The following is a 25,191-nucleotide window of genomic DNA, read 5'->3' as shown; positions in this document are numbered from 1 at the left end:
CTAGCCGAGCATCTCGACCTCGAGCAGGCCGTCGGGGATGCCGAAGGCGTCGACGAGGTCGCCGGCGTACGGGCGCAGCCGCTCGCAGAGGGCGTTGACGGACGTCGTCACGTTCTTCGCCCGGCTGATGGACAGCCGGCGGTGCTCGAGGAACCATGCCTTGTCCTGCTCGACGACGCTCAGGGCGTAGAGGTCGCAGAGCGCGTCGAGGACCTGGCGCGTCTCGTCGTCCTCGACCTCGCCGACGACGGTGACGAACGACTCCAGCACGACGCGCTCCACGTGCGCGCGTCCCAGGTGGACGAGGTGGTCCTGAGCGCGGTTGAACGCCTCGAACGCCTCCCCGCTCGAGGCCTTGCGTGCCGCCTGCATGCGGCGCGCCAGCGTCTCCAGCAGGTGCTCCTCGCGGTCGGTGAGCAGGCGCAGCTGCGTCCCGCGGTCGAGCAGGTCGGGCTCGTCGCCCTCGCGCTTGGTCGCGTCGCGCAGCCGGGCGACCAGCGGTGCCACCGGCGTACGCTCCAGCACGACCTCGGCGGCGTTGGACACCGCGAACGACACCATCCCGACCGGGTCGAGCCCGCGCACCTCGTCGGCGTACCCAGTCAGTAGCTCCTTGCCGACGAGCTGCATCAGCACGGTGTTGTCGCCCTCGAAGGTCGTGAAGACGTCGGTGTCGGCCTTGAGGGAGGTGAGACGGTTCGCCGCGAGGTATCCGGCGCCGCCGCACGCCTCGCGGCTCTCCTGGATCGTCGCGGTCGCGTGCCAGGACGCGTACGCCTTCACGCCGGCGGCCAGCGCCTCGAGCTCGCGCTGCTCCTTCGGGTCTGCGGGACTGCCGCCGCCCTGGAGCCGCGCCAGGGTGGCGACGAGGTCGTTCTGCGCGGTCTGCAGGGCGTACGCGCGGGCGAGCGCGGGGAGCAGGCGGCGCTGGTGGGTGCGGTAGTCCATCAGCAGCACCTCGCCGTCGCTCCCGGGTGCGCCGAACTGGCGCCGCTGCAGCGCGTACCGGACGGCCAGCGCCAGTGCGTGCCGCGCTGCCGCGCCGCTCGCGCCCGCGATGCTCACCCGGCCGCGGATGAGGGTGCCCAGCATCGTGAAGAAGCGGCGGTTCGGGTTGTCGATGGGGGAGGAGTACGTGCCGTCCTCGGCCACCGACGCGTACTGGTCGAGCAGGTTCTGGCGCGGCACCCGGACCTGGTCGAAGACGATCCGGCCGTTGTCGACGCCGTTGAGGCCGCCCTTGACCCCGCAGTCCGAGGTGGTGACGCCAGGGAGGTCGTTGCCCTCGGCGTCGCGGATCGGCACCAGCAGGCAGTGGACGCCCTTCGACTCCGGCGTCTCGCCCGGCGCAGCGGTGACGAGCTGCGCGAAGACAGCGGCGAGCGTCGCGTCGTGGGCCGCCCCGCCGATGTAGTCCTTGCGGGCGGTCGGCGTGGGGGAGTCGACGACGAACTCGCCCGTCGTCGGGTCGTACGTCGCCGTCGTCTCCAGGCTCTGCACGTCGCTGCCGTGCCCGGTCTCGGTCATCGCGAAGCAGCCGAGGAGGTCGCCGCTGATGACGTCGGGAAGGTACGCGGCGTGGTGGCGGTCGGTGCCGAGGTTCTCGATGGCACCGCCGAACAGGCCCCACTGGACCCCGGCCTTCACCATCAGCGACACGTCGGAGTGGACGAGCATCTCGAACCCGACCAGCGTCGCGGCGATGTCGCCGGTGCCGCCGTGCGCGGTGGCGAAGCCGGCTGCGGACAGTCCGCTCGAGGCAAGGCCCTTGAGCGCCTCGCGGATGGTGGCGCGTTGCTCGTCCAGGGAGAGCGTCGGGTCGGTGAGGACGCCGGTCGCCGCCAGCTGGTCGCGCGCGGTGTCGCGCGCGGTGGCGTACGGGCCGTCGAGGGCGGTGCGGAGGGAGGTCGCGAGGTCGGCCATACCTCGACGCTACCTGGCGGCCCGGTGTGAGCGAGGCCACGTCCAGCGCGCTGCGGTTCTGGCGAGGCCCGACCTAACATCAGAACGAAACCGTTTCGTTTCGATCGAGCAGGAGCCCGTACGCGTGAGCAGTCGACTGACCCCCGAGCGCACGGACGAGCTGTACGCCGCCACGCTGCGCCTGCTGGCCGAGGTCGGCTACGACAAGCTGACGATGGACAAGGTCGCCGAGCACACGCGCTCCAGCAAGGCCACGCTCTACCGGCAGTGGGGGAGCAAGGAAGCCCTGGTCATCGCGGCGATCGACGCCGATGCGCCGGTGGTGCCTCAGAGCGTCGACACCGGCTCTCTGCGCGGTGACCTCCTCGCGCTCATCGAGGCGCTGCCGCGCGACGAGGACCCGGACATCGCGCTTGCCGGCGCGATCCTCCACGCCTGCAAGACGCACCCGTCCCTCGCGCAGTCGTTCAGCGACCGCGTGGTCGCGTCGCGGGTGCAGGTCGTCGCCACGGTCGTCGACCGCGCCATCGCACGCGGCGAGGTGAGGGCCGACAACCCCGCTATCCCGCTGGTCGTCCCGGTCCTCATCGGGCCGGCGATCCTCCGTGACGCACTCACCAACGAGCAGTGCGGACCCGACTTCTTCGTCGAGATCCTCGACGCCGTGCTGCTGCCGGCGCTCGGCGTTACCTCTCCCACCCCCTGACCCACCACGCGCCCGCGGGCGCACGACCCACAGGAGACACCGTGTCCTGGTACCTCTACCGCCTCGGACGGTGGGCGTTCCGTCACCGCAAGGGCGTCCTCGCCGCCTGGTTGATCGCGCTCATCCTCGCCGGCACCGGCGCGGCGACGCTGTCCGGCAAGACCTCCGACAACTTCTCGATGCCGGGCCTGGAGTCCGTCGAGGCGTTCGACCTGATGAAGGAACGCAACCCCGACGCGGCCGCGGACGGTGCCACAGCGCGCATCGTCTTCCAGGCGCCGGAGGGCTCGAAGGTCACCGATCCGGAGTACGCCGGCGTGATCGGCGAGACGGTCGAGTCACTGGGCGCCGAGGAGGGCGTGATCAACGCCGTCGACCCGTTCGAGGCGAAGCAGATCTCGCCGGACGAGACCGTCGCCTACACGACCATCACGTACGACACGCAGTCGGTCGACCTCAGCGAGGCCCAGGTCGAGGCGCTCGAGGAGGCGCCCGAAGCCGGACGCGAGGCCGGGATGACGGTCGAGATCGGCGGCGACGCGCTCATGGAGATCCCGGAGACGGGGGCGTCGGAGGCGATTGGTGTCGTCGTCGCGCTCGTGGTCCTCATCTTCACCTTCGGGTCACTGATCGCCGCCGGCATGCCGCTGCTCACGGCCTTGATCGGCGTGGGGATCGGCATCGCGGGCATCACCACGCTCACGGGCTTCATGTCGCTGGGTTCGACGACGCCGATCCTCGCGACGATGCTCGGCCTCGCGGTCGGCATCGACTACGCGCTGTTCATCGTGTCGCGCTACCGCCACGAGGTGATGATCGGCCGTGACCCCGAGGAGGCGACAGGTCGCGCGGTCGGCACCGCCGGCAGTGCCGTGGTCTTCGCCGGCCTCACCGTCGTGATCGCGCTGGTCGGCCTGTCGGTCGTCAACATCTCGATCCTCACGGAGATGGGCCTCGCTGCTGCCGCCACCGTCGCGATCGCCGTCCTCATCGCGCTCACGCTGCTCCCGGCGCTGTTCGGCTTCGCGAAGAAGCGCATCATCAAGGGCAAGATCCCGGGCCTGCGCCAGCACGACCCCGAAGCCGACGACCACTCCGACAAGCCCGCGATGGGGCACCGCTGGGCCGGCTTCGTCTCGCGGCGCAAGTGGATCGTCGCGGTGCTCGGGGTGCTGGTCGCCGCGATCGCGTCGATCCCGGTGATGTCGCTGGAGGAGTCCCTGCCCGACGACGGCACCGCAGCGACGGACACCACCCAGCGCAAGGCGTACGACCTCATCGCCGACAGCTTCGGCGCCGGGGCGAACGGCCCGCTTCTGGTCGTGGTGGACACCCGCGACGCCGCGGACGCGGAGGCCGCCGTCAGCCAGACCACCGAGGCGATCGAGGGCATCGACACCGATGTCGCCGCGGTCGTTCCCGGCCAGGGGATCCCTGACGCCGACCTCGCCACGATCACCGTGATCCCGGAGAGCGGCCCTGCAGACGCCGCGACGCAGGACCTGGTCGCCGAGATCCGTGACGCGGTGGGAGGCATCCAGGACGACACCGGTGCCGAGGTCCTGGTCAGTGGCCAGACAGCCGTGTCGGTGGACGTGTCGGAGAAGCTCGCTGACGCCCTGCCGGTCTACCTCGCGCTCGTGGTCGGGCTGGCGTTCATCCTGCTGATCTTGGTGTTCCGCTCGCTCCTGGTGCCGCTGTCGGCGGTGGTCGGCTTCCTGCTGACCATCGGCATGGCGATCGGTGCGACCGTGGCGGTCTTCCAGTGGGGCTGGCTGTCGGAGCTCTTCGGTGTGGACACCCCGGGACCGATCATCAGCATCCTGCCGCTGCTCATGGTGGGCATCCTGTTCGGCCTGGCGATGGACTACCAGGTGTTCCTGGTGTCGCGGATGCGTGAGGAGTTCGTCCACACCGGTGACGCGCAGGCGTCGGTGGTCACGGGGTTCAGCCACAGCGCCCGTGTCGTCACCGCGGCCGCGATCATCATGATCTCGGTGTTCGGCAGCTTCATCATCAGCGACATGGCGATGATCAAGCCGATCGGCTTCGGGTTGGCGTTCGGCATCCTCGTCGACGCGTTCCTGGTCCGCATGACGCTGATCCCAGCGTTCATGGCGATCGTCGGCAAGTCGGCGTGGTGGCTGCCGAAGTGGCTCGACAGGCTGATCCCGAACCTCGACATCGAGGGCGACCAGCTCACGAAGCGCCTGGAGGCCCAGGAGTCGAAGGAGCCGGTCGAGGCCGGAACGCGCTGACGTCACCTGCGTCGGTCGAGGGTGCGTTCGCTGGGGTACCCCAGCGAACGCACCCTTCCCCGACTGTGCACCGTCGGGTGTCCTGAGGTTCGCTGGGGTACCCGACCCTGGTCGTACGCGTCAGCCCACGCGTGCGCCGTAGTCGTCGGCGGTGGCGAGCACCGAGGCGACGTAGGCGTCGGAGTGGTTGTACGACCTGACGGCGGCAGTCCACCCCGGGCCTGTGGCCAGGTCGTGTCCGTCCGCGCACAGGTAGCGGGCCGCGGCGTACGCGGCGTCGTCGATGTCCGTACGGTCGGTGCGTCCGTCGTCGTCGCCGTCAGCACCCCACCGGCGCCACGTGGAGCCGATGAACTGCATCGGGCCGACGGCCTGGTCCCACTCGGCGTTGCCGTGGGCGGCGGTGTCCTCGCTCTGGGCCCGGTGGGCGCCGACGCCGTCGCCGCCGTCGAGCGCGGGGCCGAGGATCGGGGTACGGGTGGTGCCGTCGGGCAGCAGTGCGTTGCCGTCGATCGTGCCGTGCTGCGACTCGACCCAGCCGATGGCGGCCAGCGTGGTCCATCCGAGGGTGCAGGTGGGTTGTTCCGTGCCGATCCGGAGCGCGGCGCCGGCGTACGCGGCAAGGGCGACGTCGCCGATCCCCGTACGGGCGGCCATGTCCGACACCCAGGCGCGAGCGACTCCCGAGCCGGATGTCCCGACACCGGAGTCGAGCGACGTCGCCGCGAGATAGGGCGTGACAAGAGGCTGAGCGGGCGCGTCGGTCGCGATGCTCGGCGCCTCGAGAGTCGTGACGCTCGCCTCGCTGACCTGGGCCCCGGCGCTCGCGCCCGCCCAGGCCAGGAGGCCTGCCGAGGCGCACGCGAGGCTCAGGACAGCCGGGATCACGACACCCTTGCTCGTCCAGACCCGGTCGCTCACGCCCGCCAGCGTAGACGGAGAGCGCGGTGTGCCCGGCCTCGTACCCTCGAAGGGTGGACACCCTGACCCCCGCTCCCGCCCTCGCCGAGGCCCGTACGCTGCTCGCCGGGCGCCGCGTCGTCGTGCTGACCGGGGCCGGGATCAGCACCGACTCGGGCATCCCTGACTACCGCGGCCCGGACTCCGTGCCACGCCAGCCGATGACGTACCAGGAGTTCGTGGCGACCCCGCACGCGCAGCAGCGCTACTGGGCACGCGCACACGTCGGGTGGCGCCACATGACCGGCGCCGCGCCCAACGCGGCGCATCATGCACTCGTCGCGCTCGAACGCGCGGGCGCGGTGTCGGCCGTCATCACGCAGAACGTCGACGGGCTCCACGAGGCCGCGGGGCAGGACGCGCTCGTCACGCTCCACGGGCGGATTGCCGACGTCGTCTGCCTCGACTGCGGCGACCGTACGTCGCGGCTCGCGCTGCACGAGCGGCTGGAGGCACTGAACCCCGGGTACGGGGAGGGGGCGCACGCGATCGCGCCCGACGGCGACGCCGTCCTCGAGGAGACGAGCGGGTTCGTCGTCGCCCCGTGCGAGCGGTGCGGCGGGAGGCTGAAGCCAGACGTGGTGTTCTTCGGGGAGAACGTCCCGAAGCCGCGGGTGGAGCAGTGCCGTGCCTTCGTCGACGACGCCGGCGCGCTCCTCGTGGTGGGGTCGTCGCTGCAGGTGATGTCGGGCCTGCGGTTCGTTCGCCAGGCGGCGAAGGCCGGGACGCCGGTGGTGATCGTGAACCGTGGGATGACGCGCGGCGACGAGCTCGCGACGCTCAAGGTCGACGCCGGGTGCGCCGAGACGCTGGTCCCGCTGGCCGAGGCACTCGCCCCGGCGTGACCGCGTCCGCCCCGCGATTTGACGCCTTTTCCACCCTTTCTGCCCGCGATGCGGTGGAGAACCCGTCAAATCGTGGGGTCACCCCGGGTCGCGACCGGGTCGCGCGTCGACGTCGAGGGCTCGCGCGAGGTCGTGGGGATCCCGGCCTGAGAGGTCGTCACCTCACCTCGCGCACGCGTCGTCGCGCGAGACCAGCGGCGTCGCGCCCGCGGGTGCGAGCGCGTACAGCCGCCGACTGACGACCGCGAGGTCGGTGACCTTGGCCTGAGGGACCGGCGTCGACCTCCAGCGCAGCCCGTCGGCGGACGAGACGAGGTCGCGCGACTCCTGCCCTGCGGCCACGGCGATGCAGGTCCCGTCGTACGCCGCGCGCGGCCGCGCCACGTACGCCTCGACCGCGACACGCGGCAGCCGGAGACGCCGCACGGCCTGCGCGTCGACCCGCCACGCGGACAGCCGGTCGCCGACCCAGCCGGCGACGACGCAGGCGTCCGGTCCGCAGGCGAGGTCCGTCGCCCCGCTGGAGACGCGGGCGCCTGCGGCCAGCGCGAGCCGGTCCCATCGCTGGAGGTCGCGGGTACGCCACGCCACGGCGGTCTGTCGCGTGCTCGTGGCGGTGGTGATCGTCTCGGTGCCCACGACCACGACCTGAGTGCGGGTGGCGGCCACCGCCGTCGGGAGCGCCTGGACTCCGCCCCGGTCCGCGAAGGCGTCGACATCCGTACGGCGGAGCCATCGCCCGGCATCCTCGTGCCACACCGCGGGCGACAGCTGCTGGGACGAGGTCGCCCAGCTGCCGATCACCGTCGCGACCGGGGCTGAGGCGACGCCCGCGAGTCCGCCCGCCGACGGACCGCCGAACGTCTCGAACACCTGCGGCGTCTCCGTCACCGCTTCCAGCGTGCCCGACCACGCGGTCCAGCGCGGCATCAGATGGGCGCCTCCGGTGGCGTTGCCGAGCGCGACGACCCTGCCGCTCGGGGCGACCGCGAGCTCGACGAGGGAGGCGATCTCTCCGTACCCGGTCCGCGGCGTGAGCGGCACGTCCTCCCACCCGTCGCCGCCCCGTACGAGCAGGCGCGGCTCGGCGTCGTCGCCGATGCCCGCGCCTCCACCGACGACGAGGCGGCTGCCGTCGGTGGTGATGACCACGGGTCGCAGCCGCCCGGGCAGGGCCTCGGCCTGCCAGCCGCCCGGCAGCGCACGGGGCGGCGGCGTGGCGGTCGACGGCGTGGCGGTCGGGGTGGTCGGGGTGGGGGAGGCGGTGCGGTCGCCCGCAAGGTCGGCGGCCGACGAGCAGCCGAGGAGGACGCCCAGCCCGACGATCACGACCGCCGGTCGCCGCCAGCCGCCCGGCTCGGTCATGACGAGCCGAGCGCCTCGGCGAGGTCGTCGGGGAGCTCGCCCGTACGGGCGTAGTCGCGGTCGGCGACGTACAGCGCCTCGCGCCCGTCGGTCATGTCGTACCGGGCCACGACGGCCTCGGTCGGATCAACGCCCGGGATGTGACGGACGCCCGCCGGCCGGAACTCCAGCGTCTCCATCGCGCCCGGATCGCAGCTGCGCGGCCCCTCGCCGGCGTTCAGCGGGTCGTCTGGGGTGACCAGGTCGTCGCGGGAGACCGGCCGACTGACCGAGTAGTAGGAACGGCCGTCGTACGTGATCCGGGCGCACTCGCCGGAGAACTCGTCGGCATCGGCGTCGTCCATGACCCACCACGTCCCTGCGATCGCGACTGCTGCGAGGAGCGCGGCGCCCAGCAGCGCGCCGATGATCACTCCGCGACGGTTCCGGCTCATCCCCGCACCGTATCCGCCTCGGTCGGACCCTGTCGCGGGGTCAGGCTCGCGTCGCGCGGGCCGACGTGCAAGGCTGCGGAGGAGCGCCGTCGGCGCGTGACGCACGGACGACCTTCAGGGCGAGAGGGGCGGACATGGGACACAGGGTGCTGGTGACCGGAGGCGTACGGTCGGGCAAGTCCCGGTACGCGGAGTCGCTCCTCCAGCAAGAGCCGGTGGTTACCTACATCGCGCCGGGCCCGGCGCCGGACGGGAGCGATCCCGAGTGGTCGGCGCGGGTCGCCGACCACCAGAGCCGCCGCCCGGACGGGTGGGTGACGACGGAGACCACCGACGTCGCGAGCGCGCTCGAGGGCACATCGACCCCGGTGATCGTCGATTGCCTCGGCACGTGGGTGACGGCGATGCTCGACGAGCTCGGCGCCTGGGACGCCCCGGACGCGCAGTGGCGACCGGAGGTCGGCAAGCAGATCGACAGCCTCGTCGAGGCGTGGTGCGCGCGTCGTCACCTGAGCGTGGCGGTCACCAATGAGGTCGGCTTCGGCGTGGTGCCGGAGCACCGCTCGGGCCGGGTGTTCCGCGACGTCCTCGGGCTCGTGAACCAGCGGGTCGCAGAGTGCTCGGACGAGGTTGCGCTGGTCGTCGCGGGGCGCGTGCTCTACCTCTGAGGTCGCGCGGCCTCATCGTGCCGCGGTGACGACGCAGAGCGCGACCAGGGCCAGCTCGACCGCGGCACCGATCACGTCGCCCGTGATCCCGCCGAGGAGCGTGACCGCCCGGCGTACGAGGAGCACGACGGCCGCCGCGGCCACCGCCGCGGCGACGAACCCCTGCCACCACGGTGCGCCGGTCGCGGCGAGTGCGAGCGTGAGGACAGCGGCGCCGACGAGGCCGACGCCGACGGCGGCCAGAACCGGGACGGAGCCGGCGACGGCCGCACCCAGTCCGCCAGGCGTGGCGGCGGGGACAGGGGTCGCGCACGTGACGACGACGACGGCCCGCGACACGCACACGAGGACACCGGCGAGCAGCCACCCGTACGGGCGTGAGGCGACGGCGCCGAGCACTGCGGCCTGGACGAGCAGCGCGAGGACGAGCGCAACGACGCCGGCGGGCCCGACGTCACCCGACTTCATGATCGCGAGCCGGCGTTCGCGGTCGTACGGGGCGCTGAGCCCGTCGACGGTGTCCGCGAGTCCGTCCAGGTGCAGCACCCGCGTCCCGACGGCGAGCGTGCCGACACCGAGCGCGCCGGTCAGCACGGCGGGCCAGGCCAGCGCGTCGCCGAGCGCGACGACCGCCGCGACGCCGAGCGCGAGCGGGAGCACCGCGAGAGGCGCGAGCAGCATCGCCGCACGTGCACGGGCCCGATCCACCGTCGACGGCGGCGCCACGGGGAAGACCGTGAACGTCCCGACCGCGAGCAGGACGCCGTCGGGGAGCACCCCGCGGCGCACCCCTGCGGTCACGACCCCAGGACGTCCGCGAGCAACGACATCTCGGCGAGCAGCGCCCCGGCCGAGCGCAGCACCGGCAGTGCGGCGACCGCGCCGCTGCCCTCGCCGAGGCGCATGTCGAGGTCGAGGAGCGGGTCGAGGCCGAGCTTGCTGAGCGCGAGCGCCTGCGCGGGCTCGGGGGAGCGGTGGCCCGCCGCGAACCACGCCGACGAGCCGGGCGCGTAGTCCTCCGCCACGAGCGCGCACGCGACCGAGATGACCCCGTCGAGGAGCACCGGCACCCCCTGCCGGCCGGCCTCGGCGAGGAACCCGACCTGTGCGGCCAGGTCTGCCGATCCGAGTGCGGTGAGGCGGTCGACGGGATCGGCGACGCGCTCGCCCGCGCGTACGAGGGCCCGCGCGACGACCTGCTCCTTGTGTGCGAGCGTCGCCTCGTCCACGCCCGACCCGCGGCCGGTCACGTCACGAGCGTCGAGCCCGAGCGTGGCGGCGATCAGGGCGGCGGACGGCGTGGTGTTGCCGATGCCCATGTCGCCCGGGATCAGCAGGTCGGCGCCCGCGGCGATCTCCTCCGCGGCGACGGTGGCGCCGACGGCGAGCGCCTGGTCGGTCTCGCCAGGCGTGAGCGCGTCCTCAAGGTGGAGGGCACCCGAGCCGCGACGGACCTTGTGGACGCTCACCTCGGCCGGCAGGACGCCCGGCTCGACATCGACGCCGAGGTCGAGCACACGCAGTGCCGCACCGTGCTGGCGGGCGAGCACCGCGACCCCGGCACCGCCGGACAGGAACTGCCGCACCATCAGCGCGGTGATCTCCTTCGGGTACGCCGAGACGCCGTGCGAGGTCACCCCGTGGTCGCCGGCGAAGACGACGATGCGGACGTCGTCGAGCGGGCGCGGCGGGCATGCGTCCTGCACGGCCGACAACCAGACGGCGGCATCACCGAGCCGGCCCAGCGCACCGGCAGGCGTCGCGAGTCCGGCCAGCCGCTCGGCGGCCTGCGTACGGGCGCGGTCGGACGGGGGAGCGACGCGGCCTGCGGCGTCGGGACGGGTCATCGGGTGGTCCTCCGAGTGGGGCGAACGGGCCCTTCAGCCTAAGCCCGGCTCCGCCTGACCGGCGCACGCGACCGTCTGCCGCCTCGTACCGACCGCTCACCGACGTCGACGGCGCGGGCCGTGGACGGCGCACGGGGCCGGTGCCAGCCTGTGTGACCGCAGTCACACCGGGTACGTCCTCCCCGGGACCCCGCAATGCCTCGAGAGAGCGAGACGTGATGACCTCCGGAAACGACCGGGCCGACGACCCGACCCTGCACGAAACCACTCCACCGGCGAATCGTGCGCTGCTGACCCTCGCAGCCGTGCTGCTCGCCATCCCCGTGATCGCCCTGCTGTGGGTCGACTCGTACGCACGTGTCGACCCGAAGCTCGGTCCCTGGCCGTTCTTCTTCTGGTACCAGTTCCTCTGGGTCTTCATCACCGCCGCGCTGACGTACACCTCGTACCGGATCGTCCTCGTGGCCCGCCCGCACCGTCCGATGCACGAGGGCGACGAGCGATGAACGACATCAACGGGGTCGCCCTCACGATCTTGATCCTGCTCTTCGCGCTCGTCACCGTGATGGGCTTCTACGCGGCGCGCTGGCGCCGCCCGCACTCGATGGAGTCGCTCGACGAGTGGGGGCTCGGGGGTCGCAAGTTCGGCACCTGGGTCACGTGGTTCCTTCTCGGCGGCGACCTCTACACGGCGTACACGTTCGTCGCCGTGCCCGCGGCGATGTTCGCAACCGGCGCCGTCGCGGGCTTCTTCGCGGTGCCGTACACGATCGTGCTCTATCCGATCATCTTCGTGTTCATGGCGCGGCTGTGGTCGGTGAGCCACCGGCACGGGTACGTGACGCCCGCCGACTTCGTGCGCGGGCGCTACAGCAGCCGCGGCCTGACCCTCGCGATCGCGATCACCGGATTCCTGGCGACCATGCCGTACATCGCGCTCCAGCTCGTCGGCATCCAGGCCGTGCTCGAGGTCGCGGGTCTCGGCGGCGGCTCCAACTGGGTCGCCAAGGACGCGCCGCTGTTCATCGCGTTCGCGCTGCTCGCCGCCTACACGTACTCGTCGGGGCTGCGCGCGCCCGCGGTCATCGCGTTCGTGAAGGACGCGCTGATCTATCTGGTCATCATCGTCGCGATCATCTATCTCCCCTCGAAGGTCGGCGGCTGGGAGGCGATCTTCGGTGCGGCCGAGGAGAAGATGGCCACACCCAACCCTGCGACCGGTGCACCGACCGGCTCGTTCATCCCGACCGGCATTGATGCCCACTGGGCGTACGCGACCTTGGCGCTCGGCTCTGCGCTCGCGCTGTTCATGTACCCGCACTCGATCACGGCGACGCTGTCCAGCCAGAGCCGCAACACGATCCGGCGCAACGCGTCGATCCTGCCGGCGTACTCGTTCATCCTGGGTCTTCTCGCGCTGCTCGGCTGGGTCGCGATCGCGGCCGGGACGCAACCCGTCGGGCTCGACGGTGAGCCGAACGCGCAGCTGGTGATCCCGCAGCTGTTCGAGGACATGTTCCCGTCGTGGTTCGCGGGCGTGGCCTGGGCGGCGATCGCGATCGGAGCTCTGGTGCCTGCGGCGATCATGTCGATCGCGGCGGCGAACACGTTCACGCGCAACGTCTACAAGGAGTTCGTCAGACCGGACGCCACCCCGAAGCAAGAGGCGAAGGTCTCCAAGCTCGCCTCGCTCGTGGTGAAGGTGTTCGCGCTGGCGTTCGTGCTGACGCTCGACAAGCAGAACGCGATCAACTTCCAGCTGCTGGGCGGCATCTGGATCCTGCAGACGCTGCCGGCGATCGTGTTCAGCCTCTACACGAAGTGGTTCCACCGCTGGGGTCTGCTCCTCGGCTGGGCCGTCGGGATGGTGTACGGGACGATCAGCGCGTACCAGGTCGTCAACCCGGTCACGGGCGCGCACTTCGGAGGGTCGCTCGACCCGATCCCGATCATCGGGCACCTCGGATACATCGCGCTGACGGCGTTCGTCATCAACGTGGGGGTGGCGGCGGTCGTCACGCTCGCACTGCGGGCCGGCAAGGTCTCGAACGGGACCGACGAGACGATCGCGGGCGACTACTTCGCCGACGCGGGTGACCCGAGGGTCATGAAGACGCTGCCGGGGCTCGACGAGTCGGTGGAGGGCGTCTCAGACTCGCGATGAGTCGGGGTCAAGCGGCGGTGTAGGCCCGCCGGCGCCTTCCCGGGCGCCGGCGAGCATCTCACCGAGGGCCTCGGCGGCGTCGTGGCGAGGCTGCCACCCAAGCTCGGTCTTGGCACGCGCCGTCCCCAGCACGGGGACTCGCAGGAGCGCGTCGAAGAGGTCGCCGGGTGCGCCGGCGAGCCGCGCGCGCCACGCTCCCTCCAACGCGGCGCGCGCGATGCGTCGGGGCGCGGTGAACGTGTGCGCGCCGAAGACCTCGCCGAGCTCCTCGCGTCGTAGGAGACCGTCGGCGGCCACGTTGAACGCTCCCCGTACCGGCCGCTCCACGGCCTCGGCGTAGACCCGGGCGAGGTCGTCGGCGTGGACGGTCTGCAGACGCAGTCCCGACGGGATCGGGAGGAGAGGGAGCAGGCGGCGGTCGAGCATCCAAGGACGCAGCGCGGGAGCGCCGAAGATGCGCCGCTGCTCCGAGGCCGCCGAGCGCTGGAAGACGAAGGCCGGGCGTATGCGTACCACGCGCACCTCGGGGTGGGTGGCCTCGAATACGTCGAGCACCCGCTCGACGTAGGCCTTCTCACGGCAGTACGCGGCAGGAGACGGGCCGTCGGTCGGCCACGACTCGTCGACCGGGTCGTCGCCGCGCGCGGGGGAGTACGCGGCGACCGAGGACGCGCAAACGACCACACCGATGCCGGTCCGTGAGGCGGCCTCGAGCACCTTCCTCGTGCCGACCGCGTTCGCTCGCCACGTGGTGTCGGGATCGTGGGTGGGCTGGAACATCCAGGCCAGGTGCACGAGCGCGTCCGTGTCGACGAGGACCGGGTCGAGCGGCTCGTGGGCGACATCCGCGGCGTGCCAGTCGACGCCGTCCAGCGCCGTGCCACGGGAGCGCTCGGGTGAGCGCCGGGCAACCCCGGTCAGGGCGTGGCGCCTGCGGGTGAGCTCGCGCACCACGGCACTCCCGACGTTGCCGCTGGCTCCGGTGACGACGATCCGCACGTCCGCTCCCTCCGTCACCGGACGGGTACCCGGCGCAGGGAAGCATCAAACGCCGGTGGTCTCGGAGCCGGGGTCGAAGCCCGCGACCTTGCCGATCACCGTGATCGCCGGAGAGGCGATGCAGGCCTCGGCGATGCGCTCGGCGATCGTGGCCAGGTCCGCGCGGACCACGCGCTGCGTCGGCAGCGTCGCGTCGGCAACCGTCGCGGCGGGGGTCGCGGCGTCGAGGCCCTCGGTGATCAGTGTCGCGGTGATCGCCGGGAGCGTCGCCACGGCCATGAGCAGGACCAGGTCCGTGCCGGAGCGGGCGAGCGCTGCCCAGTCGAGGGTCGAGCGCGGGTCTCCCGGCGGCACGTGTCCGGAGACCACGGTGAAGCCCTGGCTCAGCCCGCGGTGCGTGACCGGGATGCCGGCCAGTGCCGGACCGGCGATCGCGGACGTGACGCCGGGGATGACGTCGACGGGGATGCCGGCGGCCACGCACGCCTCGAGCTCCTCGCCGCCCCGCCCGAAGACGAAGGTGTCGCCGCCCTTGAGCCGTACGACACGCTTGCCGGCCGCGGCGTGCGCGACGAGGATCCGGTTGATCTCCTCCTGCGGGGTGGTGCGCCCGCGAGGGATCTTGCCGACGTCGACGATCTCGCAGCCGAGGCCGTGCAGGACGCCGAGGGGCGCCAGCCGGTCCGTGACGACGACGTCGGCCGAGCGTACGGCCTCCAGACCCGCCACCGTGATCAGCCCCGGGTCGCCCGGCCCGCCGCCCACGAGCACGACCCGTCCGCGATTCGGGCGGTTCTCCACGCTTTCGCCCCCGTCAGAACGTGGAGAACTGCCCGAATCGGGGACGGAGCACCAGGTGCCGGTCTCGGAGGCGTCGGAGGAGACCCGGGCGTCGAGCTGGGGATCGCCGGTCGCGAGGACGACGAGGTCGTGACCGGTGACGTCGGAGGGCTCGTACGCCCGCGCGTGCCACGTCAGGATGCCCCGGTCCGCGAGGTCGCTGATCGACTGCACGGTTTGCGGCGCGACGACCGTGACGCGGGCGCCGCCGTCGCGCAGGGCAGCGACGTGCGTGAGCGCTTCGGTGTCGCCGCCGACCACCAGGACGCGGCGGCCGGAGACGGGAAGGGTGGCTCGGAACCCCTCGGCGCGTGCCATCAGCGCGGTCGTCCTCTCGTTCGCGGATGAGTCCTCGATGGTAGGCGCGGAATTCCCGCACGGGTCGTACCCGCCGCATCGCGGACAATCTGCTCGATCACACTCCGCCCGGGCTTGGGCTCTGCCCGCTCGGACGGATAGCGTCTGCACCCATGCAGCGGATCACGGTCGTAGGCATGGGCGCGGACGGCTGGGAGGGTCTCGCCATGGAGTCGCGCCGGCTCGTCCGTGAGGCCGAGGTGGTCATGGGCGGCAAGCGACACCTCGAGACCGTTCCGTGGGCGTGGTGGCAGGTCCGGGTCGAGTGGCCGCACCCGCTCGACGAGGTGCTGCCGGCTCTGCTCGACGAGCACGAGGGCAAGCGCGTCGTCGTCCTCTCGTCCGGCGACCCCCTCGTCGCCGGGATCGGGACGACGCTCGTCCGGATGCTCGGCGCCGAGTATGTCGAGATCGTGCCGACCGTGTCGTCGGAGGCGCTCGCACGCGCACGCATGCACTGGTCGTACGAGGAGACCTCGCTGGTCTCGCTCGTCGGCCGCGACGTCCGCCAGCTCGTCCCGCACCTCGCGCCCGGGCGCAGGCTGGTGGTGCTGTCGAACGACGGCGGCACGCCCTCGTCGGTGGCCGCGCTGCTGGTCGCCCAGGGGTACGGGGACACGAGGATGACCGTGCTCGGAGACCTCGGCGGGCTCACCGAGTCGCGTGCCGACGCGACGGCGGCGTCGTGGAACGTCCGGGTCGCCTCCGAGCTCAACGTGGTCTGCCTCGACTGCGTTGCCGACGCGTCCCGCCGTTCCGCGATGTCGAGCGTCCCGGGTCTGCCGGACAGCGCCTTCGGAGAGGGAGGCGCGGTCGTGCCGCGCGACGTCCGTACGGCCGCGCTGGCGCGCCTCGCTCCTGCCGCCGGCGACCTGCTCTGGGGGCTCGGACCGGGAGCCGCCTCGGTCGCGATCGAGTGGGTGCGCGCCGAGCCGCTGGCCTCGGGCGTCGTCGTCGAGCCCGACCGCGCAGGCCTCGTCCGCACGAAGGAGTCGGCGGCCGACCTCGGCGTTCCCGAGCTGCGCGTCGTCGAGGGAGCGCTGCCCGAGGCCCTCGACGCCCTGGCGGCACCCGATGCTGTCTTTCTCGGTGCCCGTGGCTCCGACACCGCGCTCGTCGAAGCCGCCTGGAGCGTGCTGCGCCCGGGCGGACGACTCGTCGTGCACGCCGTCACGCTCGACGACGAGGCCGCGCTGATCGATCGCTTCCGCAAGCACGGCGGTGAGCTGGTCCGGATCGCCGTGGACGCCGTCTTCTCGGGCGGCGGCTCGATCGCCTGGAAGCCGTCCCGGCCCGTCATGCAGTGGAGCGCGGTGCGCTGACCTACGGCAGGACCCGGTCGAGCAGCCGGCGAGACACCTCCAGCGTCACCCCATAGACGGCGTGGCTGCCGCTCTCCCACAGCACGGCCGACGCCGGGAGCGTCCACGGTGGCTCCTGGATCCCCGCCGCCGGCAGCCCCGTCCCATGGGTGGCCGCGTAGAGCGCGATCCCCGCAGGCGCGCCGCTCCCGCGCGTCACGCCGGGGAAGCGCGCGGCAAGCGCCCCGTACGCGGCGCCGGCCACGGCACCGAACACGTAGTGGATCGCCGTGCTGGCGCGGACCTTCTGGGCGGTGTCGAGCACGGTCCCGTCGCGCAGCTCGGCGACCTCCGCGGCGACGACGGCCGGCGGCATGTTCTCCGGGTGGCCGCTCGGGTCAGTCCCGACGAGGCGCTTCTGCCACACCTGCGGCGGGACCACCTGCTCCGCGGCGCGCTGCAGCGCAGGCTCGGTCACGGCCTTGACGTACGACGCGGGCAGCGACGCGAGGGCGCCGACGGCCGCGCCGCGGAGCATCCGGTGAGCGCTCATCCGGCCACGGTACGCGGGTCAGCCGCGTGGCGTGAGCGTCACCGAGGCGGGTAGGTGGTCGGAGGCCTGCGAGCCGCCGACGCGCGGCGCGGACGGAGCGAGGTCGGGGCTGACGAGCAGGTGGTCGATGCGTGCCGTCGGCCGGTCCGCCGGCGAGGTCGGGTCTGCGCCGTCGAGGGCGTCGACGAGCCCGAGGCCCACAAGCAGCGCGTACGAGGTGCTGCCCGGCTGCGTGTTGAGGTCACCGCCGAGGACGAGCGGGAGACCGTCGGCGAGCCGGGTCCGGAGCATCGCGGCGAGATCCTCGGTCTGCGGGCCGACGCCTTCATCGCCGTCGTTCGGCTGCAGGTGCGTCGACACGAACCACGTCGGTGCCCCCGCGAGGTCGAGCCGTACGGACAACGCCTGGGCTCCGGTCACCGCGCCGTGCGACGGCAGCGGGGTCCCGACCGACTCCTCGACCGGCAGCGCTGTGAGCACCGCGTCGCCCCACACCGGGTCGGCCGCGGGCGCGAACACGGCGTCGCGGTCGAGCATCCGCTCGAGGATCGCGAGCTCGTCCTGGCCGCCGTTGAGATACCACCCGCGGTCGACCTCGCTGAGCAGCGCGACCTCGCTCGACCGCAGGGTCTCGGCGACGAGGTCGGGGCGGAACGTGCCGTCCATGCCGTAGCCCATGCGCAGGTTGTACGCGGTCACGCGCACGCTCCCCGAGGCGGGCAGGTCGGGGCCCGCGACGTCGTCGAGCGCCGGGACAGTGAGCCCGGGGCCGAGCCACGCGACGGTGCCGGCGAGGAGGCCGAGGCCGCCCAGGAGGACGGGCGACACGCGCGCCGCCCCCGTACGGTCGGTGCCGGCCGCGCGCGGGGCCCCGGTCGCCGCGACGACGGCGAGCACTGCCGCTGCGAGGACGACGACGATGTCCGCACGGTAGCCGAGGTCGTACCCGGCGTAGTAGACGAACAGCAGCGCCACCCACACGAGCCCGCCGAGCGCCAGGGTCGCGGCACGCGCCGGTCGGCCGTGGTCGGAGGCGGCCCACAGGTGGGTGAGCGCGGGAAGCCCGACGGCGTACGCCGCCAGAGTCCACGTCGGCGACACCGCCGGGATGCCGTCGACGTCGGCGGTCACGAGCAGCGCCACGGCGCTCGCTGCGACGAGGACCACCGCCGCCGCCCACGCCATCGCGCGGCGCGGCCGCACGGCCGCTGTCGCGACTGCGGCAACCGACGCGAGCGCGACGACGACCAGCCCGGCCGTCCCCGCGACCGCCGACGCGCGGCCCGCGTTCGCGAAGACGATGCCGGCGAGGAGGAGACCGGGCATCACCAGCCAGGCCGTACGACGCGCCGCTGCCCTCGACCGGTGGTCGCGCGCGAGCCGCCATGCCACCGCGGCGCCCACGACCTGGAAGACGAGCAGCACCCAGCCCCACGCGTCACCGCGCCAGACCGCACCCCACGTCCCGAGGGCCGCATGCGTCACCGTCCCGAGCGAGAGGCCTGCCGCGAGGCCGACGACGAGCACGTCACCGTACGAGACTGCCGCCAGCGAGAGCCACGCGATGCCCGCGGCGATCCCGAGCGAGGCGGCGACGAGCTGAGCCTGCCCGCCGTCGGTCAGCTGCAGGGCGGTCCGGCACACGAGCGCGACGGCCAGCGCGCCCGCGGCCACGCCCGTGGCGTGGCGCCGCGCGAGAAGCGCAACCACCGCGCCGACCGCGACGCATCCGAGCGCGTACGCGCCAATCAGCTCGGGCGGCGTCGACGCGGCCTGTCCGAAGATCGTGATCAGCGAGGGCGCCCACACGCGGACGAGGTCGCAGAGGACCCAGACCCCGACGGCGACGACGAGCGTGGCGGCGGTACGAGGCGGGAGCGTCATGGACGAGTTCTACCGGTACGGAGGCTGCTGCGGCCAGTGGCGCTTGGTGCCGGGCCTGCGTCGATGGCGATGCGGAGCGGTGTGAGCCGGCCGAGCGACGCCGGACGTCGCCGGGTGAGCACGAGGATCGTCGTGAGCCCGAGCACGACGACTAGCGCCGGGGGAGCCCCATCGACACCGGCACGACGAGGACGAAGACGAGGTTCTCGCACGCGTAAGAGCGCGCCGAGAGGGGGATAGTCACGGCGACATCAACCGGTCGTCCGGGTCAGCCCTGGTGAGGCCGCTAGTGTCGGCCCCGTGAGCGCGCGTGATCGGCACGTCCCGGAGCCGGGGGAGGACCTCCCCGATCCGCTCGACCTGCTGGCCTCGTGGCTCGGTCCCGTCCCGGGCGCGGAGCCACCGCTGATGACGCTCGCCACGCGCGAGATCGACGGCGCGCCCGACGCCCGTACGGTCATGGTCAACGGGTTCGACGGCGAGCGGATCTCGTTCCACAGCGACAGCCGCGCCCGCAAGGTCGCCCAGCTCACGGCCTACCCGTACGCCGTCGGCGTCCTCGTGTGGCCGGAGGAAGCGAGGCAGCTGGTGGTCGCCGGCGCGACCGAGCGGGCGACGGACGACGAGGCGGCGCGGCTGTTCGAGGCATGTCCGCGTGACCTCCAGCTGCTGGCGTGGCTCAACGATCCGCGCCTTGCCCGGCTGCCCCGCGAGGAACGCCAGGAGGAGTGGCGCCGCTTCGACGAGGCCCATCCCGTCCTCGTGCCACCGCCGACATGGCTCTGCTTCCACCTCGTTCCGCAGCGCCTGACGTTCTGGGCTGGCGACGACGACGGACCGAGCACGAGGTGCGAGGCCAGGCGTGACGGCGACGACTGGACGGTGCACCGCCTCCCCGGCTGACCGGTTAGGCTGAGTGCGGCAAAAGGGAAAGCCGGTCGAAGTCCGGCGCTGACCCGCAACCGTAGGCCTCCCCTAAGAGGCGAGCCGGAGCACCTGCTGCCAGCTCCGCGATCCGCTCCGCGATCCGGAGTCCACCTCCGTGTGCTGCCGAGGACAACGGGCCCCGCCCGTCGCAGCAGGAAGGAACCGCTCGCATGCGCACGCTCGCCGCTGCCGCCGCTCTTCTCGTAGGGGCCGCCCTCCCCGTCCTGGGGACCACCCAGTCCGCCCACGCCGCCGACGGGGTGTGCACCGACGCGTCGGGCACCACCGTCGTCGTCGACTTCACCGATCTCGGCGGCGACGTCGAGGTCAAGTGCGCCGAAGACTCCGCCGGCATGACCGGCATGCAGGCGCTCGAGGCCGCGGGCTTCGAGGTCACCCCGGTGACCGGCAGCGGGATGACGGGCGCCTGCCGCATCGACGGTCAGCCTGCGGAGGACGAGGCGCTCGACCTCGATGGTCGCCGCTACACCGAGAAGTGCCAGGAGTTCCCGCCCGGCGGGGCGTACTGGTCCTTCTATGTCGCCCCCGCCGACGGGACCTGGGCGTACGCGGCGAAGGGCGCCGACGTCAACGCCTCCGTCCCCGGCGGGTACGAGGGATGGCGCTTCCAGCTCAACCAGCCGGCTGAGTCCACACCGATGCCCGACTTCGACCCGGCGAACCCGCCGACCGCGGCGGCCTCGGACTCCTCGGACAAGGCCGACGCCGCCGCCGACACCAGCGACGAGGACGCCGACGACGAGAACGACGGCACCTCGATCGTCTGGATCGGGATCGCGGTCGCCATCCTGCTCGCCGTCGCGATCGCCGTCACTCTTGTGCGACGCCGCAGCGGCGAGGACGTCTGAGCCGTGCCCGAGCGCCGTACCCGGCGTGACCTGCATCCCGGAGCCTGGTGGGTGTGGGCGCTCGGGCTTGCGGTCGCGGCCACCCGCACGTACGACGTGCTGCTCCTGGGGCTCGTGATCGGTGTGGCCTCGCTGGTGGTCCTTGCGCGTCGGCCGGTCGCGCCGTGGGCGATGTCGTTCCGGCTCTATCTGGGCCTCGGTGCCCTGGTCATCGTGATCCGGGTGCTGTTCGGGGTGCTCCTCGGCGGAGCATCCACCGGCACCGTGATCCTCGATCTGCCCCAGGTGCCGCTGCCGTCGTGGGCCGACGGCGTGCGGCTGCTCGGTCCGGTCACGGCGGAGTCGCTGCAGCGGTCGTTCGCGGCGGGTCTCCAGCTCGCGGCGCTGATCATCTGCGTCGGCGCCGCGAACTCGCTGGCCAACCCGCGCCGCCTGCTCAAGTCGCTGCCGGCGGCGCTGTACGAGGTCGGAGCCGCCGTCGTGGTCGCGATGACGCTGTTCCCGCAGCTCGCCGAGTCGGTCGGACGCGTCCGTCGTGCCCGGCGGTTGCGGGGTGACTCGTCGCGCAACATGCGGGCGCTGCGGTCGATCGTGATCCCGGTGATGGAGGACGCGCTCGACCGCTCGATGCAGCTCGCGGCGTCGATGGACGCGCGCGGGTACGGACGCAAGGGCACCGCCGACGCCCGTACGCGCAGGCTCACCGGCGTCCTGCTGCTCGGAGGACTGCTCGGCGTCTGCGTCGGTGCGTACGCGACCGCCGACCTCACCGCCCCGCGGATCCTCGCGGCGCCGATGCTGGTCGCCGGCTTCGCCGTGGCCGGGATCGGGTTCTGGCGCTCCGGGCGCAAGGTAGGGCACACCCGCTATCGGCCCGACCCGTGGCGTGGCTGGGAGTGGTTCACCGCGCTGTGCGGCGTCGCCGTCGCGGCGACCTTCTTCGTGGACTACACGCTGTCGCCGGTCGTCCTCGCGGGGCTCGTCGTCGCCGCGCTGCCGGCGCTGCTGACGCCCGAGCCGACGTCCCCGTACGCCGCGCTGCGGACCGCCTCCACTGCCCGTGCGGCCGAGGGGGTGGCGGCGTGATCGAGATCGAAAGCGTCACCGTCACGTACGACGGCGCGACGCGTCCGGTGCTGCGCGACGTCGACCTGCACGTCGATGAGAGCGAGCTCATCGTCGTCACAGGGCCGACGGGCGCAGGCAAGTCGTCGCTGCTCGGGCTGCTCAACGGACTCGTCCCGCACTTCACGGGTGGCAATCTCGACGGGACCGTGACCGTGGCCGGGCTGCGGACACAGGACCACCCGCCGCGCGAGCTCGCCGCGACCGTCGGCTGGGTCGGGCAGGACCCGCTCGCGGGATTCGTCACCGACACGGTGGAGGAGGAGCTCGCGTACGGGATGGAGCAGCTCGGCGTCGACCCGCAGGCGATGCGGCGCCGCGTCGAGGAGGCGTTGGACCTGCTCGGCATCGCCGACCTGCGGGCGCGGTCGCTTCGGTCGCTGTCGGGAGGCCAGCAGCAGCGGGTCGCGATCGGCGCGGTGCTCACGATGCACCCGCCCGTGCTCGTGCTCGACGAGCCGACGTCCGCGCTCGACCCGACGTCGGCGGAGGACGTCCTCGCGACGCTGGCGCGCCTCGTGCACGACCTGGGGACCACCGTCGTGCTCGCCGAGCACCGGCTCGAGCGGGTGGTGCCGTTCGCGGACGTGCTCGTGTACGTGGGGACCGACGGCTCGGTGACCGCCGGTGGGCCCGCGGCGATCCTGGCGACGAGCCCGATCGCGCCGCCGATCGTCGATCTCGGCCGCTTTGCCGGGTGGGACCCGCTCCCGCTGACCGTACGAGAGGCCCGCCGCACCTCCAAGACCCTGCGCAAGGAGCTCGCCGAGCTCCCGCCCCCGTTCCGTCCCCGATCTGTGCACACAACGGGGACGGGACCGGCGGGGCCGCTGCTGACGGCGCGCGGGGTCGAGGTGCGGTACGGGCCGCTGCTCGCCGTACGAGGGGTGGACCTCGACCTTCCCGCGGGTTCGGTCACGGCACTGATGGGGCGCAACGGCTCGGGCAAGTCCACGCTGCTCTGGGCCTTGCAGGGATCGGGATCGCGGCACGGCGGTGACGTCCAGGTCGCGGGGGAGGACCCTGCCCGGCTGTCCCGCACGCAGGCGCGGCGCCGGATCGGCCTGGTCCCGCAGACCGCGAGTGACCTTCTTTACCTCGAGTCGGTGGCGTCCGAGTGCGCGGCGGCGGATGCCGAGGCGGGTGCCGACGACGGCACGTGCGCCGCGCTCCTCACCCGCCTCGCGGGCACGATCGACCCCGCGGCCAACCCGCGCGACCTCTCCGAGGGCCAGAAGCTCGCGCTCGTCCTCGCCGTCCAGCTCACCGCGGCGCCACGCGTGATGCTGCTCGACGAGCCGACGCGCGGTCTCGACTACGCGGCCAAGGACGCCCTCGCGACGATCCTGCGCGACCTCGCGGCGGGCGGCGGTGCCGTCCTGGTCGCGACGCACGACGTCGAGTTCGTCGCCGCAGTCGCGGATCGCGCCGCCGTGATGGCCGAAGGTGAGGTCATCGCGGCCGGTGACGTCCGCGAGGTCCTGGCGACCTCGCCGGCGTTCGCCCCGCAGGTCACGAAGGTCCTCGGAGAGCCGTGGCTGACCGTCCGCGACGTCCGTACGGCCCTCGGGGAGCGCCCGTGAACGCGATCGCGCTCCGCCCCCGATCCACCGCCGTGCTGGTCCTCGCCACGGTCGCAGGGCTCGCGATGTTCGCCTGGCCGCTGCTGTTCGAGCCCGGGTCGAGCGGCCAGCAGGAGGCCCAGGCGCCGATGTACTTCGTGCTGCTCCTGCCGCTGCTCCTCCTCGTCGTCGCGGCCGAGCTGTCCGAAGGCGGGATGGACGCCAAGGCGCTCGCGATGCTCGGTGTGCTGTCCGCGATCCAGTGCGGGATGCGGGCGCTGAGCGCCGGGACGGCTGGGCTCGACCTCGTCTTCTTCCTGCTGGTCCTCGCTGGACGCGTGTTCGGCGCCGGATTCGGCTTCTTGCTCGGGTGCACCTCGCTGTTCGCCTCGGCGCTGCTCACCGCCGGCGTCGGACCGTGGCTGCCGTTCCAGATGATGTGCGCGGCGTGGCTCGGGATGGGGGCCGGACTGCTCCCGAAGCACGTCACCGGTCGCTGGGAGATCGCGATGCTCACCGCGTACGGAGTCTTCGCGGCGTACTTCTACGGCGCGCTGCTCAACCTGTCCTTCTGGCCGTACCTCGCCGGCGTCGACCCGAGCGGCGAGCAGGGCCTCGCGTTCGTGCCCGGCGCGTCGCTCGCGGAGAACCTGCAGCGGTTCTTCTGGTTCACCCTGCTCACCTCGACCGGCTCGTGGGACACCGGCCGCGCGATCACCAACGCGGTCGCGATCGCCGTCCTCGGCCCCGCGGTGCTGATCACGCTGCGGCGTGCGGCACGGCGCGCGTCGTTCGGCCGTACTCCGACGTTTGGCGCAGCCGCGAGCCCTTCCGGCGTACGGCCGCGCTAGCTCAAGAACGCCCGCAGCAGCGCGGCGGAGCCCGCGAGATGCTCCTCCATCGCCGCGGCGGCACGGTCCGCGTCGCCGGTGAGGACAGCGATCACGATCGTCTCGTGCTGCTCGTCGGAGTGCGCGATGTTGCGGGGGAGCAGCGGGAGGTGGTCGAGGAAGACGTTGACCTTGGTCCGGGCATCGGCGACCAGCGGCAGCAGCGACGGCGAGCCCGCGAGCTCGGCGAGCGTGAGGTGCAGCCGCGAGTCGAGCCGCCGGTAGTCCGCAGGCGAGGAGCCGCGTACGTCCTGCAGCCGTGACCACACCCCCTCGCGCTCGGCGGCACTGAGCGTGCGGCCGGCCGCCGCGCGGACGGCACCGACCTCGAGGATCTCGCGCAGGCGCAGCACGTCGTCGAGGTCGATCTCCTCCGCGCCGTCCGTCCCGTGGTGCGCGGCAGGCGGCAGCTTGTCGACCACGAACGTGCCGCCGTACCGGCCGCGCCGGGACACCAGGTAACCCGCGTCCGCCAGCGACCGGATCGCCTCGCGCACCGTGTCGCGGCTGACGCCGAGGCGCAGTGCCAGCTCACGCTCCGGCGGCAGCGAGCCGCCAGGCGCGACGACGCCGAGGCGCACGGTCTGCAAGAGGCGCGAGACGGTGTCCTCGAAGGCGTTGCCGGTACGCACGGGGCGCAGCAGCGCGTCCTCCACGCCGCCGTCGTCGCCCCCGTCGGACGGTGCGGTGCTCATCGCCGCGACCCTATCTCGG

Annotated in this window: 23 protein-coding genes and 1 riboswitch; of the genes, 12 read left to right on the top strand and 11 right to left on the bottom strand. The window is 72.8% G+C overall.

Annotated elements, in window-relative coordinates:
* Positions 1–1,923, bottom strand: coding sequence for an acyl-CoA dehydrogenase (locus HCT63_RS14925; protein ID WP_167006376.1), 1,923 nt, complete (start codon positions 1,921–1,923; stop codon positions 1–3).
* A 124-nt stretch (positions 1,924–2,047) separates the two neighbouring features.
* Between HCT63_RS14925 and HCT63_RS14920 the strand changes: the two genes are divergently transcribed.
* Both HCT63_RS14920 and HCT63_RS14915 read left to right on the top strand, forming a co-directional pair.
* Positions 2,048–2,629: a TetR/AcrR family transcriptional regulator gene (locus HCT63_RS14920; protein ID WP_208322450.1), complete on the top strand. Its 582-nt coding sequence runs from the start codon at positions 2,048–2,050 to the stop codon at positions 2,627–2,629.
* A 41-nt stretch (positions 2,630–2,670) separates the two neighbouring features.
* On the top strand, positions 2,671–4,887 hold the full coding sequence (locus HCT63_RS14915; protein ID WP_167006374.1) for an MMPL family transporter: 2,217 nt from the start codon (positions 2,671–2,673) through the stop codon (positions 4,885–4,887).
* 120 nt (positions 4,888–5,007) lie between these two features.
* On the opposite strand, the gene HCT63_RS14910 is transcribed toward HCT63_RS14915, so the two are convergent.
* A complete protein-coding gene (locus HCT63_RS14910) occupies positions 5,008–5,808 on the bottom strand; it encodes a lytic murein transglycosylase (RefSeq protein WP_167006373.1) in 801 nt (266 codons plus the stop codon).
* Between the two features lie 53 nt (positions 5,809–5,861).
* On the opposite strand from HCT63_RS14910, the gene HCT63_RS14905 reads away from it, so the two are divergent.
* Positions 5,862–6,692, top strand: coding sequence for an NAD-dependent protein deacetylase (locus tag HCT63_RS14905; protein ID WP_167006370.1), 831 nt, complete (start codon positions 5,862–5,864; stop codon positions 6,690–6,692).
* Between the two features lie 162 nt (positions 6,693–6,854).
* Here HCT63_RS14905 and HCT63_RS14900 read toward each other — a convergent pair whose 3' ends face one another.
* Positions 6,855–8,057, bottom strand: coding sequence for a hypothetical protein (locus HCT63_RS14900; RefSeq protein WP_167006367.1), 1,203 nt, complete (start codon positions 8,055–8,057; stop codon positions 6,855–6,857).
* Entirely contained in the window at positions 8,054–8,491 is a 438-nt protein-coding gene (locus HCT63_RS14895; protein ID WP_167006364.1) for a hypothetical protein, read from the bottom strand. Before HCT63_RS14895 ends, HCT63_RS14900 begins: the two co-directional genes overlap by 4 nt.
* Positions 8,492–8,625: 134 nt before the next feature.
* On the opposite strand from HCT63_RS14895, the gene HCT63_RS14890 reads away from it, so the two are divergent.
* Positions 8,626–9,159: a bifunctional adenosylcobinamide kinase/adenosylcobinamide-phosphate guanylyltransferase gene (locus HCT63_RS14890; protein ID WP_167006361.1), complete on the top strand. Its 534-nt coding sequence runs from the start codon at positions 8,626–8,628 to the stop codon at positions 9,157–9,159.
* Positions 9,160–9,171: 12 nt separating this feature from the next.
* Here the strand turns inward: HCT63_RS14890 and HCT63_RS14885 are convergent, their stop codons facing one another.
* Both HCT63_RS14885 and cobT read right to left on the bottom strand, forming a co-directional pair.
* Entirely contained in the window at positions 9,172–9,960 is a 789-nt protein-coding gene (locus HCT63_RS14885; RefSeq protein WP_243843050.1) for an adenosylcobinamide-GDP ribazoletransferase, read from the bottom strand.
* On the bottom strand, positions 9,957–11,006 hold the full coding sequence (cobT, locus tag HCT63_RS14880) for a nicotinate-nucleotide--dimethylbenzimidazole phosphoribosyltransferase (protein WP_167006358.1): 1,050 nt from the start codon (positions 11,004–11,006) through the stop codon (positions 9,957–9,959). The genes HCT63_RS14885 and cobT overlap by 4 nt, the downstream gene beginning before the upstream one ends.
* Before the next feature lie 218 nt (positions 11,007–11,224).
* On the opposite strand from cobT, the gene HCT63_RS14875 reads away from it, so the two are divergent.
* Positions 11,225–11,512 (top strand): DUF3311 domain-containing protein, encoded by a 288-nt coding sequence (locus HCT63_RS14875; protein ID WP_167006355.1) that lies wholly within the window; start codon positions 11,225–11,227, stop codon positions 11,510–11,512.
* On the top strand, positions 11,509–13,170 hold the full coding sequence (locus HCT63_RS14870) for a sodium:solute symporter (protein ID WP_167006352.1): 1,662 nt from the start codon (positions 11,509–11,511) through the stop codon (positions 13,168–13,170). Before HCT63_RS14875 ends, HCT63_RS14870 begins: the two co-directional genes overlap by 4 nt.
* On the opposite strand, the gene HCT63_RS14865 is transcribed toward HCT63_RS14870, so the two are convergent.
* Both HCT63_RS14865 and cobA read right to left on the bottom strand, forming a co-directional pair.
* Positions 13,156–14,169, bottom strand: a complete 1,014-nt coding sequence (locus HCT63_RS14865) for an NAD-dependent epimerase/dehydratase family protein (RefSeq protein ID WP_167006349.1) — start codon at positions 14,167–14,169, stop codon at positions 13,156–13,158. The genes HCT63_RS14870 and HCT63_RS14865 overlap by 15 nt on opposite strands.
* Before the next feature lie 45 nt (positions 14,170–14,214).
* Positions 14,215–15,327 (bottom strand): uroporphyrinogen-III C-methyltransferase, encoded by a 1,113-nt coding sequence (gene cobA / locus HCT63_RS14860; RefSeq protein ID WP_167006346.1) that lies wholly within the window; start codon positions 15,325–15,327, stop codon positions 14,215–14,217.
* 152 nt (positions 15,328–15,479) lie between these two features.
* Here cobA and cbiE point away from each other — a divergent pair, with 152 nt between their 5' ends.
* Positions 15,480–16,688, top strand: a complete 1,209-nt coding sequence (cbiE, locus tag HCT63_RS14855) for a precorrin-6y C5,15-methyltransferase (decarboxylating) subunit CbiE (protein WP_167006343.1) — start codon at positions 15,480–15,482, stop codon at positions 16,686–16,688.
* Between the two features lies 1 nt (position 16,689).
* Here cbiE and HCT63_RS14850 read toward each other — a convergent pair whose 3' ends face one another.
* Positions 16,690–17,220: a DUF1440 domain-containing protein gene (locus tag HCT63_RS14850; protein WP_167006340.1), complete on the bottom strand. Its 531-nt coding sequence runs from the start codon at positions 17,218–17,220 to the stop codon at positions 16,690–16,692.
* 18 nt (positions 17,221–17,238) lie between these two features.
* Positions 17,239–19,104, bottom strand: a complete 1,866-nt coding sequence (locus HCT63_RS14845) for an endonuclease/exonuclease/phosphatase family protein (RefSeq protein WP_167006337.1) — start codon at positions 19,102–19,104, stop codon at positions 17,239–17,241.
* Between the two features lie 300 nt (positions 19,105–19,404).
* Here HCT63_RS14845 and HCT63_RS14840 point away from each other — a divergent pair, with 300 nt between their 5' ends.
* From HCT63_RS14840 to HCT63_RS14820, 5 genes are all read left to right on the top strand, one after another.
* Positions 19,405–20,007 carry a pyridoxamine 5'-phosphate oxidase family protein gene (locus HCT63_RS14840; protein ID WP_243843049.1) on the top strand — a complete coding sequence of 201 codons (603 nt, stop codon included), beginning with the start codon at positions 19,405–19,407 and terminating at the stop codon, positions 20,005–20,007.
* A riboswitch (cobalamin riboswitch) is annotated at positions 19,987–20,123 on the top strand. Its footprint overlaps the gene before it by 21 nt.
* A 78-nt stretch (positions 20,124–20,201) precedes the next feature.
* Positions 20,202–20,900 (top strand): hypothetical protein, encoded by a 699-nt coding sequence (locus HCT63_RS14835; RefSeq protein ID WP_167006334.1) that lies wholly within the window; start codon positions 20,202–20,204, stop codon positions 20,898–20,900.
* Between the two features lie 3 nt (positions 20,901–20,903).
* Positions 20,904–21,986, top strand: a complete 1,083-nt coding sequence (locus tag HCT63_RS14830; RefSeq protein ID WP_167006331.1) for an energy-coupling factor transporter transmembrane component T — start codon at positions 20,904–20,906, stop codon at positions 21,984–21,986.
* Positions 21,983–23,608 carry an ABC transporter ATP-binding protein gene (locus HCT63_RS14825; RefSeq protein WP_167006328.1) on the top strand — a complete coding sequence of 542 codons (1,626 nt, stop codon included), beginning with the start codon at positions 21,983–21,985 and terminating at the stop codon, positions 23,606–23,608. The genes HCT63_RS14830 and HCT63_RS14825 overlap by 4 nt, the downstream gene beginning before the upstream one ends.
* Positions 23,605–24,438: an ECF transporter S component gene (locus tag HCT63_RS14820; protein ID WP_243843048.1), complete on the top strand. Its 834-nt coding sequence runs from the start codon at positions 23,605–23,607 to the stop codon at positions 24,436–24,438. Before HCT63_RS14825 ends, HCT63_RS14820 begins: the two co-directional genes overlap by 4 nt.
* On the opposite strand, the gene HCT63_RS14815 is transcribed toward HCT63_RS14820, so the two are convergent.
* Entirely contained in the window at positions 24,435–25,172 is a 738-nt protein-coding gene (locus HCT63_RS14815; RefSeq protein ID WP_167006325.1) for an FCD domain-containing protein, read from the bottom strand. The two genes, HCT63_RS14820 and HCT63_RS14815, sit on opposite strands and share 4 nt — an antisense overlap.
* Positions 25,173–25,191 lie beyond the last annotated feature (19 nt).

It is taken from the genome of Mumia sp. ZJ430 (genome assembly GCF_011751845.1).
Lineage (GTDB): Bacteria > Actinomycetota > Actinomycetes > Propionibacteriales > Nocardioidaceae > Mumia.
Note: the sequence above shows the minus strand (reverse complement) of the source record. Positions and strands in the feature narration are given on the sequence as shown.

Bases quoted from the DNA above. Each gene is read 5' to 3' on its own strand.
- HCT63_RS14925 (WP_167006376.1), bottom strand. From the start codon at position 1,923: ATGGCCGACCTCGCGACCTCCCTCCGCACCGCCCTCGACGGCCCGTAC.
- HCT63_RS14900 (WP_167006367.1), bottom strand. From the start codon at position 8,057: ATGACCGAGCCGGGCGGCTGGCGGCGACCGGCGGTCGTGATCGTCGGG.
- HCT63_RS14895 (WP_167006364.1), bottom strand. From the start codon at position 8,491: ATGAGCCGGAACCGTCGCGGAGTGATCATCGGCGCGCTGCTGGGCGCC.
- HCT63_RS14890 (WP_167006361.1), top strand. From the start codon at position 8,626: ATGGGACACAGGGTGCTGGTGACCGGAGGCGTACGGTCGGGCAAGTCC.
- cobT (WP_167006358.1), bottom strand. From the start codon at position 11,006: ATGACCCGTCCCGACGCCGCAGGCCGCGTCGCTCCCCCGTCCGACCGC.
- HCT63_RS14875 (WP_167006355.1), top strand. From the start codon at position 11,225: ATGACCTCCGGAAACGACCGGGCCGACGACCCGACCCTGCACGAAACC.
- HCT63_RS14870 (WP_167006352.1), top strand. From the start codon at position 11,509: ATGAACGACATCAACGGGGTCGCCCTCACGATCTTGATCCTGCTCTTC.
- cobA (WP_167006346.1), bottom strand. From the start codon at position 15,327: ATGGCACGCGCCGAGGGGTTCCGAGCCACCCTTCCCGTCTCCGGCCGC.
- cbiE (WP_167006343.1), top strand. From the start codon at position 15,480: ATGCAGCGGATCACGGTCGTAGGCATGGGCGCGGACGGCTGGGAGGGT.
- HCT63_RS14850 (WP_167006340.1), bottom strand. From the start codon at position 17,220: ATGAGCGCTCACCGGATGCTCCGCGGCGCGGCCGTCGGCGCCCTCGCG.
- HCT63_RS14845 (WP_167006337.1), bottom strand. From the start codon at position 19,104: ATGACGCTCCCGCCTCGTACCGCCGCCACGCTCGTCGTCGCCGTCGGG.
- HCT63_RS14835 (WP_167006334.1), top strand. From the start codon at position 20,202: ATGCGCACGCTCGCCGCTGCCGCCGCTCTTCTCGTAGGGGCCGCCCTC.
- HCT63_RS14815 (WP_167006325.1), bottom strand. From the start codon at position 25,172: ATGAGCACCGCACCGTCCGACGGGGGCGACGACGGCGGCGTGGAGGAC.